This window comes from Zwartia hollandica (assembly GCF_019923725.1).
Lineage (GTDB): Bacteria > Pseudomonadota > Gammaproteobacteria > Burkholderiales > Burkholderiaceae_B > Zwartia > Zwartia hollandica.
Genome location: NZ_JAHXRI010000007.1, coordinates 274066 through 289389, shown reverse-complemented (window position 1 = coordinate 289389; position 15324 = coordinate 274066). Strand labels below are relative to the sequence as shown.

Annotated in this window: 13 protein-coding genes; 8 read left to right on the top strand and 5 right to left on the bottom strand. The window is 53.5% G+C overall.

The window, feature by feature from the left end; genetic code table 11:
* Position 1 precedes the first annotated feature (1 nt).
* Genes carB through KZZ10_RS09460 form a run of 3 tightly spaced genes read left to right on the top strand, consistent with a single transcriptional unit; the run spans position 2 to position 5196 of the window.
* Positions 2 to 3235 (top strand): carbamoyl-phosphate synthase large subunit, encoded by a 3234-nt coding sequence (gene carB, locus KZZ10_RS09470; protein WP_259661273.1) that lies wholly within the window; start codon positions 2 to 4, stop codon positions 3233 to 3235.
* The gene (locus KZZ10_RS09465; RefSeq protein WP_259661272.1) at positions 3232 to 4431 is read left to right on the top strand and encodes a CaiB/BaiF CoA transferase family protein; all 1200 of its coding nucleotides are present in this window, start codon (positions 3232 to 3234) and stop codon (positions 4429 to 4431) included. Before carB ends, KZZ10_RS09465 begins: the two co-directional genes overlap by 4 nt.
* A gap of 3 nt (positions 4432 to 4434) precedes the next feature.
* Positions 4435 to 5196 (top strand): SDR family oxidoreductase, encoded by a 762-nt coding sequence (locus KZZ10_RS09460; RefSeq protein WP_259661271.1) that lies wholly within the window; start codon positions 4435 to 4437, stop codon positions 5194 to 5196.
* Positions 5197 to 5210: 14 nt separating this feature from the next.
* Here KZZ10_RS09460 and KZZ10_RS09455 read toward each other — a convergent pair whose 3' ends face one another.
* Genes KZZ10_RS09455 through KZZ10_RS09445 form a run of 3 tightly spaced genes read right to left on the bottom strand, consistent with a single transcriptional unit; the run spans position 5211 to position 7351 of the window.
* The gene (locus KZZ10_RS09455) at positions 5211 to 5858 is read right to left on the bottom strand and encodes a histidine phosphatase family protein (protein WP_259661270.1); all 648 of its coding nucleotides are present in this window, start codon (positions 5856 to 5858) and stop codon (positions 5211 to 5213) included.
* Positions 5859 to 5888: 30 nt separating this feature from the next.
* On the bottom strand, positions 5889 to 6551 hold the full coding sequence (locus tag KZZ10_RS09450; RefSeq protein WP_259661269.1) for a TetR/AcrR family transcriptional regulator: 663 nt from the start codon (positions 6549 to 6551) through the stop codon (positions 5889 to 5891).
* A gap of 26 nt (positions 6552 to 6577) precedes the next feature.
* Entirely contained in the window at positions 6578 to 7351 is a 774-nt protein-coding gene (locus KZZ10_RS09445) for a ferredoxin--NADP reductase (RefSeq protein WP_259661268.1), read from the bottom strand.
* A gap of 336 nt (positions 7352 to 7687) precedes the next feature.
* Here KZZ10_RS09445 and greA point away from each other — a divergent pair, with 336 nt between their 5' ends.
* The gene (gene greA / locus KZZ10_RS09440) at positions 7688 to 8164 is read left to right on the top strand and encodes a transcription elongation factor GreA (protein ID WP_259661267.1); all 477 of its coding nucleotides are present in this window, start codon (positions 7688 to 7690) and stop codon (positions 8162 to 8164) included.
* Between the two features lie 28 nt (positions 8165 to 8192).
* On the opposite strand, the gene KZZ10_RS09435 is transcribed toward greA, so the two are convergent.
* On the bottom strand, positions 8193 to 8798 hold the full coding sequence (locus KZZ10_RS09435; protein ID WP_259661266.1) for a YhbY family RNA-binding protein: 606 nt from the start codon (positions 8796 to 8798) through the stop codon (positions 8193 to 8195).
* 18 nt (positions 8799 to 8816) lie between these two features.
* On the opposite strand from KZZ10_RS09435, the gene KZZ10_RS09430 reads away from it, so the two are divergent.
* From KZZ10_RS09430 to glmM, 4 genes are all read left to right on the top strand, one after another.
* Positions 8817 to 9452 (top strand): RlmE family RNA methyltransferase, encoded by a 636-nt coding sequence (locus KZZ10_RS09430; RefSeq protein ID WP_259661265.1) that lies wholly within the window; start codon positions 8817 to 8819, stop codon positions 9450 to 9452.
* 192 nt (positions 9453 to 9644) lie between these two features.
* Complete coding sequence (gene ftsH, locus KZZ10_RS09425) at positions 9645 to 11537, top strand: ATP-dependent zinc metalloprotease FtsH (protein ID WP_259661264.1); 1893 nt, start codon at positions 9645 to 9647, stop codon at positions 11535 to 11537.
* 20 nt (positions 11538 to 11557) lie between these two features.
* Positions 11558 to 12403 (top strand): dihydropteroate synthase, encoded by an 846-nt coding sequence (gene folP / locus KZZ10_RS09420; RefSeq protein ID WP_259661263.1) that lies wholly within the window; start codon positions 11558 to 11560, stop codon positions 12401 to 12403.
* Positions 12400 to 13746 carry a phosphoglucosamine mutase gene (glmM, locus tag KZZ10_RS09415; RefSeq protein ID WP_259661262.1) on the top strand — a complete coding sequence of 449 codons (1347 nt, stop codon included), beginning with the start codon at positions 12400 to 12402 and terminating at the stop codon, positions 13744 to 13746. Before folP ends, glmM begins: the two co-directional genes overlap by 4 nt.
* A gap of 9 nt (positions 13747 to 13755) precedes the next feature.
* On the opposite strand, the gene ppx is transcribed toward glmM, so the two are convergent.
* On the bottom strand, positions 13756 to 15243 hold the full coding sequence (ppx, locus tag KZZ10_RS09410) for an exopolyphosphatase (protein ID WP_259661261.1): 1488 nt from the start codon (positions 15241 to 15243) through the stop codon (positions 13756 to 13758).
* Positions 15244 to 15324 lie beyond the last annotated feature (81 nt).

The window sequence follows — 15324 nt, the reverse complement described above, 5'->3', positions numbered from 1 at the left end:
CATGCCCAAACGTACTGACCTAAAAAGCATTCTCATCATTGGCGCGGGTCCGATCATCATCGGTCAGGCTTGCGAATTCGATTACTCCGGTGCCCAGGCTTGTAAAGCCCTGAAGGCTGAAGGATATCGAACGATTCTGGTGAACAGTAATCCCGCAACAATCATGACGGATCCGGAAACGGCCGACGTCACTTACATCGAGCCTATCACTTGGCAAGTTGTAGAAAAGATTATTGAAAAAGAGCGCCCTGACGCAGTATTGCCAACAATGGGCGGTCAAACAGCTCTGAACTGCGCATTGGATTTGGACAAGCACGGCGTGCTCAAGAAATTTGGCGTTGAACTCATCGGTGCAAATGCGCATGCGATTGAAAAAGCCGAAGACCGTCAAAAATTCAAAGTGGCGATGACATCGATTGGTCTGGAGTCCGCCAAGTCGGGTGTGGCGCATAGTCTGGAGGAGGCTTGGGAAGTACAGAAGCGTATCGCGATCGAAATTGGTACATCTGGATTCCCAGCGGTGATTCGCCCAAGCTTTACTCTCGGTGGTAGCGGCGGTGGTATTGCCTACAACGCAGAGGAATTCGAAACGATTTGCCGTCGTGGTCTCGAGGCATCGCCCACGAGCGAACTCTTGATCGAAGAGTCGCTTCTCGGCTGGAAAGAATTTGAAATGGAAGTTGTCCGTGACAGCGCAGACAACTGCATCATCGTGTGCTCGATCGAGAACCTCGATCCGATGGGTGTGCACACCGGGGATTCGATTACCGTTGCGCCAGCTCAGACACTCACCGATAAAGAATATCAGATCATGCGCAATGCATCGATCGCGGTGTTGCGAGAGATCGGTGTTGATACGGGTGGTTCAAACGTACAGTTCGCAGTCAATCCGGATAACGGCCGGATGATTGTGATTGAAATGAACCCTCGTGTGTCGCGCTCTTCGGCCTTGGCGTCTAAGGCAACTGGCTTTCCGATCGCGAAAGTCGCAGCCCGCTTGGCGGTTGGCTACACGCTCGATGAGCTGAAAAACGAAATTACGGGTGGCGCAACACCGGCTTCATTTGAGCCAACGATCGATTATGTCGTCACGAAGGTGCCTCGCTTTGCGTTCGAGAAGTTTCCGACTGCAGATGCGCGACTAACCACTCAGATGAAATCTGTGGGTGAGGTCATGGCGATTGGTCGGACCTTCCAAGAGTCCTTCCAAAAAGCACTGCGCGGGCTAGAGGTTGGTGTCGATGGGCTCAATCAGAAAACGACTGATCGCGAGAAAATTCAGATCGAACTCGGTGAGCCAGGCCCGGAGCGTATCTGGTATGTGGGTGATGCATTTGCGCAAGGCTTCTCGCTTGAAGAGGTGCATCAACTCACTCATATCGATCCGTGGTTCTTGGCGCAAATCAAGGAGATTGTTGATATCGAGTTGGCTCTCGAGCAACGCACTCTCGGTGATGTCGATGCGGAAACCTTGTTGCAACTAAAGCGCCGTGGTTTTTCTGACCGTCGTTTGGCATTTTTACTCGATACGGTTGAGGCTGAGGTGCGCAAGTTGCGTCACCAGTTTAATGTGCGTCCCGTCTATAAACGGGTTGACACCTGCGCAGCCGAATTCGCAACGAACACAGCCTACCTTTACTCGACGTACGAGCAAGAGTGTGAGGCCGAGCCAACGAACCGGAAAAAGATCATGGTGCTGGGCGGCGGTCCCAACCGGATCGGTCAAGGTATTGAATTTGATTATTGCTGCGTGCATGCTGCGTTGGCGTTGCGGGAAGATGGCTACGAAACCATCATGGTGAACTGCAACCCAGAAACTGTGTCAACAGACTATGACACCTCCGACCGCTTGTATTTTGAGCCGCTCACGCTTGAGGACGTCTTAGAGATCGTTCACAAAGAGAAGCCGATCGGGATCATTGTGCAGTATGGTGGTCAGACGCCTTTGAAATTAGCGCGTGCGTTAGAGGCTAATGGGGCGCCCATTATTGGGACGAGCCCGGAGTCGATTGACGTTGCGGAAGACCGCGAGCGTTTCCAAAAGCTGCTCAATAAACTGAATTTGCGCCAACCCCCGAATCGGACTGCGCGCACTGAAAGTGAGGCACTCAATCACGCACAAGAGATTGGGTATCCGTTGGTGGTGCGCCCAAGTTATGTGCTTGGCGGCCGTGCGATGGAGATCGTTCACGAACAGAACGACCTCGAACGTTATATGCGTGAGGCGGTGAAAGTCAGCAACGATTCACCGGTGCTCTTGGATCGCTTTTTGAACGATGCGATTGAAATCGATGTGGACTGCTTGTGCGATGGACAGCAGGTGTTTATCGGCGGTGTGATGGAGCACATTGAGCAGGCGGGCGTCCACTCTGGCGACTCGGCGTGCTCGTTGCCCCCGTTTTCGCTATCAGCCGAGATGACTGCCGAGATTAAACGTCAAACCGCCTTGATGGCCCGTGCGCTGAATGTTTCCGGTTTGATGAACGTTCAGTTCGCTGTTCAGAAAGGTGATGTTTATGTGCTTGAGGTGAATCCTCGTGCTTCGCGAACAGTTCCTTTCGTCTCCAAAGCCACTGGCCTTCAGCTTGCCAAGATCGCGGCGCGCGTGATGGTGGGGCAGACCTTGGCTTCGCAGGGTGTCACGACCGAAGTTGTACCCCATTATTTCTCGGTAAAAGAAGCGGTATTTCCGTTTGTTAAGTTCCCAGGTGTTGACACAATTCTCGGTCCCGAGATGAAGTCCACGGGTGAGGTGATGGGTGTTGGTGTGACGTTTGGTGAGGCCTTTGTAAAGTCACAAATGGCAGCAAGTGTGAACTTACCCACCTCCGGCACGGTTTTCTTAAGCGTCAAGAATCAGGATAAACCTAAGGCGGTAGAGGTTGCGCGCGGTTTGAATGCACTAGGCTTTAAGATTGTGGCCACGCGTGGTACCGCAGCGGCGATTAAGGACGCAGGAATTCCTGTGGCTGTCGTCAATAAAGTCGCCGAGGGACGTCCGCACATTGTCGATATGCTCAAGAACGGTGAGGTCTCGCTCGTGATCAACACGGTCGAAGAGCGTCGGAATGCGATCACCGATTCTCGTGCCATTCGTACCCAGGCGCTCGCTGCACGCGTAACCTACTACACCACCATCGCTGGAGCTTGGGCGGCGGTGGAAGGGATGCAGTATTTGCGTGAAGGGCTTGGTATCAAGGTCTACGCCTTACAGGATTTGCATCGTTCGTTATGATCGCCGACGCCGACCTTCCCTATGCAGGTCTTCGCGTCCTGGATATTTCCCAAGGGATCGCGGGCCCCTATTGTGCACATGTTTTGTGGCAGCAGGGCGCCCATGTTTTAAAGGTTGAGCCGCCGGCGGGTGATTGGATCCGTTTTGTGGGTGTGACGAAGGGTGACCATAACGCCCTAGCGATCCAGTACAACGCCGGTAAACAGGCTTTGGCGTTGGATGCTCGCACAGACGAAGGAAAAAAAATTCTGCGCGGCTTAGCGTCACAGGCCGATATCGTCGTACAGAATTTTCGCCCTGGGGTGGCAGAGCGTCTAGGCGTTGGCTACAACGAGTTATCGCGCGAAAAGCCTGATCTCGTCTATGTTTCGATCAGTGGCTACGGACCGGATGGTCCCTACGCAGACGCGCCCGCTACCGACTCTGTGATGCAAGCTGATAGCGGTTTGATGTTCTCTAATCAAGACGAATCAGGTGTGCCACGACGTGTTGGTTTATTGGCTGCTGACGTGATGACCGGCCTCTATGCCTCACAAGGGGCGGCTACTGCGCTGTATCAACGTTTGGCGCGTAAGCGTGGCACGCACGTGCAAGTCAGTTTGTTTGAGGCCTGTGCATCGTTTCAGGGCATGTGTTTTCTTGAACAAGCAATGGCAGGCAAAAGGCCCTTTGGTGCAGTGAGTGCACCCAATGGCGTGTTTGATACCTTGGACGGAAAAATTTCTGTTGTAACGGTAAATACAGATCACTTCCATCGTATTTGTCGTGCGATGGAGCGGCCCGAGTGGATCACGGATGCGCGTTATCTCGATAACGCCATACGCTTTGACAACCGTGGGCAACTGCATGCGGATATGAATGAACAGTTAAAACTCAAACCCACCGCACACTGGACGACGTTGTTTCAAAAGCACGATGTATTGCATGCAGCTGTGCGCGACTACACGGGTGTCATGAATCACCCGCAAGCCTTGCACCTGAAAATGTTTCAGGCACTAGAGCAGGCAGGTGTGGGTACGCTGCCCTACATGGGTTTGCCCTCGCACCCTTATCATCGGAAGGCGCAAAGTTCTCCGCGTATCGGTGAACACTCCGTTCAAGTCTTGATGGAGTATGGGCTAGCCAAGCCCGAGATCGAGCGGCTCTTGACTGCCGGTGTCGTCAAGCAAGCTGGCTCAGTGTCTGACGCCGCCTGATTCATGCCAGTCTTTATCACCGGTGCGAGTAGCGGGCTAGGCGCTGCGCTAGCGCGGCACTATGCTGCGCAGGGGCAGACTCTTGGTTTGTTGGCTCGGCGTGCCGATCGTCTGCATCGCTTAGCCGCCTCTTTGCCCGGTCAGCATCATGTGTATGCTGTCGATGTGTGCGATCGGGATGCCTTGCACGCCGCTGCGCATCACTTTCAAGCGCAAGTTGGTTTTGTTGACACGGTGATTGCCAGCGCGGGCATTAGTGCGGGCACCTTGACAGAGTGTGAGGATGATTTTGCGGTCTTCAGTTCGATCATGCAAACGAATGTCAATGCAACTGTCTCGAGTTTTGAACCTTTTGTTGCTGAGATGAAAGCTAGACAGGCGGGTACCTTAGTAGGGATTGCCAGTGTCGCAGGGGTTAGAGGCTTGCCGGGGGCGGGTGCCTATAGTGCATCGAAAGCTGCGGTGGCGACGTATTGCGAGAGCCTTAGGCTTGAGCTCAAGCCACACAAGGTGAGTGTGGTCACCATTGCACCGGGCTACATCAAGACGGAGATGACGGCGCATAATCCGTATGCGATGCCGTTCTTGATGGAAGCGGATGCTTTCGCGAGGCGGGCGGCCAAAGCGATTGCCGGTGCCCGCTCTTATGTCGTTATTCCCTGGCAGATGGGCGTCGTAGCAAAGGTCATGCGCCTGTTGCCAGACTGGTTGTACGATCGGTTGGCCGTGAATGCGCCGCGCAAACCTCGCCGTTCGGAACGTTAACAGGCGAGTTTCTATTAAGGTGTGACGTCGTTTTGTGCTCCGCTTGCCAAATGATCTACATCACCCCAACGAATAACGCTCCATCCTTGTGGTGAAACCTTTAGCCGGTTCAGGCTCGCATTCAACAGAGGGGCTTGACGCGGCACTTGCAGGCTAACCTGGTTAGCGTGACGCCACATAATATCCATGGCGCCACCATGACTGACCACCATCACGCGCTGGCCAAGATGGCGTGCCGCGATTTCATCGATTGCGCTCACGACACGAGTATGAAAGAAACCTAGCGATTCACCACCTGGGAGTTCAGCGTTTGGATCCCGCGAGCGCCAAACGGCCGCAGCTTCCGGAGCGTGGGCATCCATCTCGTCGTAGACCAGTCCTTGCAGCACGCCGAAGTGACGCTCTCTAACACCTTTGTGGATATTGAGCGGTAAGTTCACTTCGGTCGCAACGGTTTGCGCAGTCGCATGTGCGCGTTTTAGGTCGCTTGTGTAAATCGCATCAAGAGGCTGACCGGCTTGTGCGAGTTTCTTGATATGAAGTGCGAGCGCCCGTGCTTGTTCAACACCTGTTTCGTTTAAACCGATATCTTCCCATCCCTGCACGCGTCGCTCTGCGTTCCAATGCGTCTCTCCGTGTCGTACTAGCCAGATTTCTGTCATGCTAATGCTCAGTTAAACAAAGCGAGCAGTTTACAGTGCGGCGGGGGTGAGTACCGTGCGGAGTACTGCGTCAATGACAAAGGTTTCCCATTGTTCGAAGACGGCTGGAGTCTCCAAATCTTCGCCTAAAAAAGCGGATAGGGTGAATCTATTGGATTGATAGAAATAGCCCAAAGCGACAATCATCATATAGAGGTCGCGCGAGGCGACTGTTGCGCGAAAGCTTCCTTGCGCAATACCCCGGCGTAACACCTCGTCGACCACACTAATCGCAGGCGAGGAAAATTCCTGTGCTTTGTTTGAGCGCGCAATATGCTTGCCGCGGTGGAGATTCTCGCTATTGAGTAGCGTCACAAACTCTGGATGCTTCTTGTAATAGTGCAGAACAAAGCGCACCACTTGCTCGAGAGCAAGCTTGGGCTGCGCCAAATCGAGTTTAAGTGCGGCTTCGGCGACGTTGAAACGTCGATAAATTTCCTCGAGAGCCGCAACAAATAGACTTTCTTTATTACCGAAGTAGTAATAAATCATTCGGTCATGTGAGTTGGCTGCCTTCGAGATCTGGTCGATGCTGCCACCGTCAAAGCCGTGCTTGGCGAAGACTTTGATGGCAGCCCTGAGCAGACTATCGCGGGTGGTTTCCGCTGACTTTTCGCGGGCCCCGACTTTGCGCTGGGGCTGCGAGTTAGACATGGCCTTGGCGGTCATTGGTTGACGAATTACTGCTCTGCAAACGCACGCTCAATGACAAAGTCCCCAGGTTTCGAGGTGTTGCCCTCGTTAAAACTGCGCTCTTCAAGCATGGTTTTAAGGTCGCGCAACATGCCAGGACTACCGCAAATCATGATGCGATCTTGTTCGCGATTTAAGGCAGGCACGTCCAAGTCCGAAAAAAGCTTACCGCTTTCAATTAGGGTGGTGATACGCCCCGTGTTTTTATAGGCTTCACGCGTCACGGTGGGGTAGTACTTTAATTGCTTGGAGACCATTTCACCTAAGAGCTCGTGCTGAGGCAGCGTCTGGGTCAGATAATCGTGATAGGCCAGCTCGGCGACTTCACGCACGCCGTGTACCAAGATGACTTCTTCAAATTTCTCATAGGTCTCTGGATCACGAATGACGCTGAGAAACGGTGCAAGTCCGGTCCCGGATGAAAACATATACAGACGTTTGCCAGGTAATAAATAGTCGATGAGTAAAGTGCCAGTGGGCTTGCGTCCAACAACAATAGAGTCTCCGACTTTGATGTGCTGCAAGCGAGAGGTCAGCGGGCCGTCCTCGACTTTGATGCTTAAGAATTCAAGATGCTCTTCGTAGTTGGCGCTGACGATGCTATAGGCGCGCAGCAAGGGCTTGTCGTTGACGCGCAAGCCGATCATCGTGAAATGGCCATTGCTAAAACGCAAGGAGGGATCGCGTGTTGTTGTGAAACTAAACAGTCGATCAGTCCAGTGATGAACTGTTAACACTCGCTCTTCATTAAAGGCACTCATGGCGGACTCGTCGTAAAGTGATAGAAAGAAACCTGTCCTTGACACCATGCAAACTGGCTTGGCGCTGACAGCTTTTTTAACGGTGTCTGCAATGTAGCATTTACAACATTAAATTTTAGTGTTCGCTACATTTTTTCTTTGAAAAGTGTTTGATTTGGACGACAAAAATCAGGATGGTCGGACTTCTAGTTGCAAGCACTCAGAATGCCTTTATCTAATTCGTAAGGCCAAAAAGAACGCAGTACTTGCATTTGCCCTAAATTTTCCTCACAATACAGTCTTGTTGATTGCCCCGGTTTCGACTCGATCCGGGGTTTTGCTTTTTGGGAAAACACTATGGCCACTATTCCTCTTACCGTGCGCGGGGCCGAGCGCTTGCAAGCTGAACTGCACCGACTCAAGCACGTCGAACGTCCTGCTGTGATTAACGCGATTGCTGAGGCGCGCGCGCAGGGTGATTTGTCTGAAAACGCTGAATACGATGCAGCGCGTGAACGCCAAGGCTTTATCGAGTTCCGCATCGGCGAGCTCGATGGGACCTTATCCAACGCGCAGTTAATTGATCCGGCATCGATTGATGCGGATGGCCGTGTCGTCTTTGGAGCGACGGTCGAGATCGAAGACCTCGAGTCTGGCGACAAAGTCACTTATCAGATCGTTGGGGATATCGAAGCCGACATCCGAGCGAACCTGATTTCGGTGTCCAGTCCGGTTGCACGTGCACTGATTGGCAAATACGAGGGCGATGTGGTGACCGTGAGGGCACCTTCGGGCGAGCGTGAGTACGAGATTCTGAGTATCAAGTACGCCTAAGCCCTTGGTTTGCCAAGAGCCGCGCAGACTAGCGTTTCACCGGCGCGCGCTTGCGCGCACTTGTTGCGGCTAGCGTGCCGCGCCGAGCACCGGCTCGCAACGATAGGGCGCTTCGGCGAGGAATCCCGTGTGCTGTATCCTTGCCAGTGTTTGCACGCGTACTTGGACGGGCAGGCCTGTCTCCGGCGAACACTGTAGGACGTTCGCTGTCAATGTCTTGATCTCGCTCGGCACGTGTTCGGCGTTTAGGTTTTTCAAGCTTTTTGCCATGAGCCGCAAGCTTTTTGGGCGTGTGCGGTTCGGAGGGCTTGCGTATGGCGGGGCTGCGAGGCTCGACCGGCGGTTGGAGGTAGGTGCTCTGTTCTCCGGACCGGAACAGGATCAACATTTTGCCTAAGTGGTGCACGGGTGCGCACGATAGCGCTTCGCAAATTGCCGAAAGCATTGTGTCTCGCTCGTCGCGATCTGCTGTACCAGCGCGCACTTTGATTAATTCGTGCGAAGAAAGCGCGCGATCGATTTCTTTTAATACGGCCTCAGTCAAACCATTGTCGCCAATTAACACGACAGGTTTGAGGGGGTGGGCGGCGGCGCGCAGCGCACTGCGTTCGCGTGGGGTGAGTTCCATAGTCATAAGGTGAATTGTACGGGAATGGCCAAGAACAAATTTTCAAAAGAGTGGGTAATGCAGCATATCAACGACCCATTCGTTAAATTAGCGCAACAAAAAGGGTATCGGGCTCGTGCGGCGTTTAAGCTCACGGAGATCCTGGATGCCGAAAAACTCATGCGCCGGGGCGACGTCGTGGTCGATTTAGGCGCGACCCCAGGTAGTTGGTCGCAGGTTGCGCGCGAACGCCTGGTGGTGAAGGGCGGTGTAATCGATGGTCGAATTATTGCCCTGGATCTATTGCCGATGGAGCCAATCGAGGGTGTGGAGTTCATTCTTGGCGACTTCAACGAAGAGGGCGTGGCGCAGCAGCTAAATGCCCTTCTCCAAGGACAGGCTGTAGATCTCGTCATGTCGGACATGGCGCCCAATTTATCCGGGGTGGGCAGTGCCGATTCGGCCAGAATTCAACAAGTTTGCGATCTAGCTCTTGAATTTTCACTAATGCACCTCAAACCTGAGGGGGCGTTAATCGTCAAAGCCTTTCATGGAAGCGGATTTTCCCAAATCGTGGAAAGTTTTAAGCGCCACTTCAAAAGAGTGGTGGAGCGCAAGCCAAAGGCCTCGCGGGATCGATCTTCTGAAACCTTTTTGATTGCCAAGGGTCGAAAGGGTTAGCGCCCAAGAATTTGGTCAGACGTAGGTGCTTTTTTAGCTGTTTTTTCAAGCTCTTATACCCCTTCTTATCAACCGGCATTGCTACGAATTGCGTGGTTGAAACGGGGTAGAATGGGCAATGGATCCTTTTGCGGTGACTCCTTTGGGCCAAAAGGAATCGCCTCTCGTCAGAATACAAGCTGGAGATCGGCCTTGAATAATTCTTTTTCGAAAGTTGCGGTCTGGATGGTGATTGCGCTTGTGTTGTTTACTGTGTTCAAACAGTTCGACACGCGTGCGCCTTCGCAAGACTCGGTGAGCTATACCCAGTTCATGGACGATGCGCGCTCCGGAAAAATTCGTAAGGTCGATGTTCAAAGCGACGTCCTGCATGTCACACCTGACTCCGGTCGCTCCTACACCTTGACCTCTCCAGGTGATCTCTGGATGGTCTCTGACCTGATGAAGGCGGGTGTGCAAGTGTCTGGTAAGGCGCGTGAAGAGCCTTCCTTCTTGATGAGTATTTTTGTTTCCTGGTTCCCGATGTTGTTACTGATCGGCGTATGGGTGTTTTTCATGCGTCAAATGCAGGGTGGCGGCAAAGGCGGTGCGTTTAGTTTTGGTAAGTCGCGCGCGAAGATGCTTGACGAGAGCACCAATGCCGTGACCTTTGCTGATGTGGCCGGGTGTGATGAGGCCAAAGAAGACGTACAAGAGCTGGTCGATTTTTTGCGCGATCCGACTAAGTTTCAAAAGCTTGGTGGACATATTCCGCGCGGCGTGTTGATGGTGGGTTCGCCCGGTACAGGTAAAACACTCCTGGCCAAAGCCATCGCTGGTGAAGCCAAAGTTCCTTTCTTTAGTATTTCGGGTTCTGACTTTGTCGAGATGTTTGTCGGTGTGGGCGCAGCGCGCGTGCGCGACATGTTTGAAAACGCTAAAAAACAGTCACCTTGCATCATTTTTATCGATGAAATCGATGCGGTTGGTCGTCAGCGCGGCGCAGGCTTAGGCGGCGGTAACGACGAGCGTGAACAGACGCTGAACCAGTTGTTAGTGGAGATGGATGGCTTTGAGTCGGGAGTGGGTGTCATTGTGATCGCGGCGACCAACCGTCCAGATGTGCTGGATCCGGCTTTACTGCGACCAGGCCGCTTTGATCGTCAAGTTGTCGTGCCGCTGCCGGATATTCGTGGTCGCGAGCAAATTCTCAAGGTTCACATGCGCAAAGTGCCTTTGGCACAAAACGTGGATGCACACGTGTTGGCACGTGGTTGCCCCGGATTTTCTGGCGCAGATCTGGCTAACTTGGTCAACGAGTCTGCCTTGTTTGCGGCGCGTCGTAATGGCCGTACGGTTGATATGTCCGACTTTGAAAAAGCCAAAGACAAAATCATGATGGGCGCTGAGCGACGTTCACTCGTGATGCCCGAAGAAGAGCGTCGTAATACGGCCTACCACGAGTCTGGTCATGCCGTGGTTGCGCGGATGCTGCCCAAAACCGATCCGGTTCACAAAGTCACGATTATTCCTCGTGGTCGTGCGCTCGGTGTGACGATGCAGTTACCTGAAGGTGACCGCTACAGCATGGACAAAGAGCGTATGTTGTGCACGATCGCCGTGTTGTTTGGAGGTCGTATCGCCGAGGAGTTGTTCATGAACCAAATGACGACGGGCGCCTCGAATGACTTTGAACGTGCCACAGCGATGGCGCGCGACATGGTGACGCGTTACGGTATGTCGGAAGAGCTCGGCCCCATGGTGTATGCAGAAAATGAGGGCGAGGTTTTCTTGGGCCGCAGCGTGACTAAAACTACGCATATGTCTGAAGACACCATGCAAAAAGTCGACCGGCAGATTCGCAAGATCATCGACGAGCAATATGCGGTGGCCCGCGCGATTCTTGAAAACAATCGCGAGAAAGTTGAACTGATGGCGAAAACGTTGCTTGAGTGGGAAACGATTGATGCGGATCAGATCAACGACATCATTGAAGGTCGTCCTCCGCGCGAGCCAAAAGTCCCCGATGTGCCTATGGATTCGACAGGTTCGCCTCCCAGCGGAACTGCACCGGGAACAACGAGTGATCCAGCCGCTGCGGTCTAAACGCGACGATTCATTCCGGTATGCATAAAGTATGGCAGTGCGGGCGCTACGAGTTTTCCCTCGAGCGCCCGATTCTTATGGGCATCGTCAATGTCACCCCCGACTCTTTTTCCGATGGGGGACAGCATGATCAGACGGATGCTGCCATTGCGCATGCACGTAAGCTTGTAGCCGAGGGCGCAAATATTCTCGATATTGGTGGTGAGTCCACGCGTCCCGGTGCTGCACCTGTTGCGTTAGAAGCTGAACTAGCGCGTGTCATGCCGGTTCTAGAAGCTGTTAGAGGCAGCGGCGTGGCCGTTTCTATTGATACCTGCAAGGCCGAGGTGATGCGCGTAGTGCTTGCCGCGGGTGCAGACATCATTAATGACGTGACGGGTATGCGGTCCGCGCAAGCCCGTGCTGTTGTGGCGGCCCATCCTAATTGCGGCATATGCGTCATGCATATGCAGGGTGAACCTCGCACGATGCAGCAGGACCCACAATATGAGGATGTTGTGCGTGACGTTCATGAGGCTTTGTTGCAACAAGCGCACAGCTTGGAGCAATTGGGCGTGGCCCGCGCCCGAATCAGCCTGGATCCTGGTTTTGGGTTTGGTAAAACAGTTGCTCAAAACTATCAACTGATTGCCGAGTTGGAGACTATCGTATCCAGCGGTTATCCTGTCGTTTTTGGGGCCTCGCGTAAATCGATGCTTGGTGCAGTAACCGGAAGGTCGGTTGATCAGCGTTTGGCCGGTAGTATTGCGGCGGCCCTGGCAGGGGTCGCACATGGTGCGGAGGTACTTCGGGTGCATGATGTGGGTGAGACCCGCGATGCACTGATCATTTGGCAGTCGGTAAAGGATGCGGGAAACACGGTATGAGTCAACGTAAGTATTTTGGAACAGATGGCGTGCGTGGCGAAGTTGGCGGCGATGTGATTAATGCTGCGTTTGCCCTGCGTCTAGGCTATGCCGCTGGCAAGGTGCTAGCCAAAGAGCATGCGACGCGTCGCGGTAAGCCAACAGTGCTGATCGGCAAGGACACGCGTATTAGCGGTTATATGCTGGAGTCGGCGCTTGAGGCTGGCTTTGCTGCTGCAGGCGTTGAGGTGCTCTTGGCGGGTCCGCTCCCCACGCCAGCGGTTGCTTACTTGACGCGCACTTGGCGTTTGGTTGCGGGGATTGTGATCAGTGCGTCACACAATGCTTACCAAGACAATGGGATCAAATTTTTTGCGTCCAACGGGATGAAGCTTCGCGATGAAACTGAAGCAGCGATCGAGGCGGCCCTTGAGGAGCCCTTGGGTTGTGTCACTTCCGAAAAGCTTGGTCGCGCGCGTCGTATCGATGACGCACCAGGTCGCTATATTGAGTTTTGTAAAAGTACCTTTCCTTCAGATCTGGACTTAGATGGTCTAAAACTGGTGATTGATGCGGCCAACGGTGCGGCTTATCACATCGCACCGCATGTTTTCAGGGAGTTGGGGGCGGAGGTGCACGCAATTGGTGTATCGCCGAACGGCTTTAACATTAATAAGGATGTCGGTGCGCTGCATCCCGAGAGCCTTGCTGCGGAAGTGAAAGCGCGTGGCGCTGATCTTGGTATTGCGCTAGATGGGGATGCGGACCGCGTCCAAATGGTCGACGCCTCTGGTCGGATCTACAACGGCGATGAGTTGCTGTTTGCTGTGGTGCGCGAGCGCATGACGCGAGGTGCAGTTGCCGGTGTGGTGGGTACCTTGATGACTAACTTCGGCTTTGAGAAACAGATTCGAGCCTTAGGGATTGACTTTGAACGGGCACAAGTGGGTGATCGGTATGTGCTCGAGCAGTTGCGTAAGCGTGGTTGGCTCTATGGTGGGGAGAGCTCGGGTCACTTACTTTGTCTGGACTGCCATACCACGGGTGATGGCATCGTTGCGGCGCTTCAAGTATTGGCTGCACTCAAGCGGAGCGGCGAGTCACTTGAGGCCTGGGTGTCCGCACTGAAAATGTATCCTCAGAAAATGATTAATGTGCCACTTAAACCCGGCATAGATTGGGCAAGCCATGCGGGCTTGCAGGCTGCGCAAAAACAAGTGGAGTCGCTGTTGGGTGACAAGGGACGCGTATTAATTCGGGCCTCAGGCACAGAGCCTAAACTTAGGCTGATGGTGGAGGCCGAACAAGAGGCACTTGCGAGCCAGTGCGTAGAGATCTTGGCGGCGGTCGATTTGACCGCTTAAGCGCGACGTCTAGACGGGAATAAGCTCAAAGTTATAGCCGACTTTTACCCACTCATCCTCTTCTCCGTGCAGAGAAAAGTCTGTCAGAGGGTGTGAGGCCAGCCATTTTTTATCGACTTTACATGTGATCGTTTGGTTCTTGACGCCGATTGTTAATGGTAGTTTGCTGACATCTTCGCGGCGCCGGCATAGCAGCACTGCTAGGCGTAAGCACAGAATAGCCAGCCATTGATCTTTGGTTTTGATCAGCGCGTCAGCTCGCGACAGTTTTCCAGTGTGCGCAAGCGCAAGAAGCCCCAGGCTTTCCTGGTCTACCTTCGAAAAGCCTGGCATATCGGCATTATTCAGAATGTAGGCACTGTGTTTGTGGTAACCAGCCTGCGCGATTGAGACCCCAACCTCGTGTAGCGTTGCCGCCCAGCGAACCGTTTGCTTTAACTCGTCTTGTTCGCCACGCTCAGGAAATAAACTCTCAAAGAGAGTGAGGGCACAACGTTTAACGCGTGTCGCTTGACGTGCATCGACGTGATAGCGGCGGACGAAGGCGGTGACCGTTTGGTCGCGACGGTCGTGAGATTCCTCGCGGCCCGCTAGGTCGACCAGTACGCCAAGGCGCAGGGCGCCGTCGCCCGTCTGCATCCGTTCAACACCCATTTCATCGAAAAAAGCGCTCATGATGGCTAAACCGCCCGTTAATACCTCTGCGCGTTCGGTTTTAATGCCGGGCAACTGGTCAGGAATGACTCGACCACTTCGCACAAGCTTCGCTTTTAAGCGCTCAAGTCCCTCGCGCGTAATTCCGTCCTTGGAGAACTTGCCCTCCGTCAGGATGGCATACAGCGCTTTGGCGGTGCCCGAGGAGCCGTAGGCCACGTCCCAACCCATCTTGCGGTAGGGTTTGGTGATCGGCTCTATTTCGCGTCGTGCGGCCACTTCTGCGAGCTTGAGTGAATAGGCGTCGATCTTGCCGTCTGGAAAAAACTTTCGGCTAAAGCTTACGCAGCCCATATAGAGTGAAGACATCAAAACCGGCTCGTCACCCTTGCCAATAATGACCTCGGTGGAGCCGCCACCGATATCGACGACCAGACGTTTGGTTTGAGACACGGGCAGGGTATGACTCACCCCTGTGTAGATCAGACGCGCTTCTTCGCGTCCAGCGATCACTTCAATGGGAAACCCCAGTGCCGCCTCGGCTTCGGGTAGAAAATCTGCCACATTTCGCGCTACGCGGAAGGTGTTTGTGGCCACTGCGCGGACACGATCTGGATGAAAAGTCCGCAAGCGATCCCCAAAGAGGTGTAACACCTCGATTGCTCTCTTGATGGACTCTTGGTTGAGCATTTTTGCCGAGTCAAGACCGGCAGCCAAGCGGACGGTCTCTTTGAGCCGGTCTATTTGGTAGATGTGTTTCGTACCATTTTGTTCAGCCACCCGACCGATTGAGAGCCTAAAGCTGTTTGAGCCAAGATCAACGGCCGCAAGCAGGTTTTTCATAAAATCCAACCAAAGTGTGTTTGATGTCATTATAAAAGGCTATTGTGTCAAATCACTGTAATCTTCAGGGATTAAAAGACA

Coding starts and splice junctions, on each gene's coding strand:
- carB (WP_259661273.1), top strand. CDS start 2: ATGCCCAAACGTACTGACCTAAAAAGCATTCTCATCATTGGCGCGGGT.
- KZZ10_RS09465 (WP_259661272.1), top strand. CDS start 3,232: ATGATCGCCGACGCCGACCTTCCCTATGCAGGTCTTCGCGTCCTGGAT.
- KZZ10_RS09460 (WP_259661271.1), top strand. CDS start 4,435: ATGCCAGTCTTTATCACCGGTGCGAGTAGCGGGCTAGGCGCTGCGCTA.
- KZZ10_RS09455 (WP_259661270.1), bottom strand. CDS start 5,858: ATGACAGAAATCTGGCTAGTACGACACGGAGAGACGCATTGGAACGCA.
- KZZ10_RS09450 (WP_259661269.1), bottom strand. CDS start 6,551: ATGTCTAACTCGCAGCCCCAGCGCAAAGTCGGGGCCCGCGAAAAGTCA.
- KZZ10_RS09445 (WP_259661268.1), bottom strand. CDS start 7,351: ATGAGTGCCTTTAATGAAGAGCGAGTGTTAACAGTTCATCACTGGACT.
- greA (WP_259661267.1), top strand. CDS start 7,688: ATGGCCACTATTCCTCTTACCGTGCGCGGGGCCGAGCGCTTGCAAGCT.
- KZZ10_RS09435 (WP_259661266.1), bottom strand. CDS start 8,798: ATGACTATGGAACTCACCCCACGCGAACGCAGTGCGCTGCGCGCCGCC.
- KZZ10_RS09430 (WP_259661265.1), top strand. CDS start 8,817: ATGGCCAAGAACAAATTTTCAAAAGAGTGGGTAATGCAGCATATCAAC.
- folP (WP_259661263.1), top strand. CDS start 11,558: ATGCATAAAGTATGGCAGTGCGGGCGCTACGAGTTTTCCCTCGAGCGC.
- glmM (WP_259661262.1), top strand. CDS start 12,400: ATGAGTCAACGTAAGTATTTTGGAACAGATGGCGTGCGTGGCGAAGTT.
- ppx (WP_259661261.1), bottom strand. CDS start 15,243: ATGAAAAACCTGCTTGCGGCCGTTGATCTTGGCTCAAACAGCTTTAGG.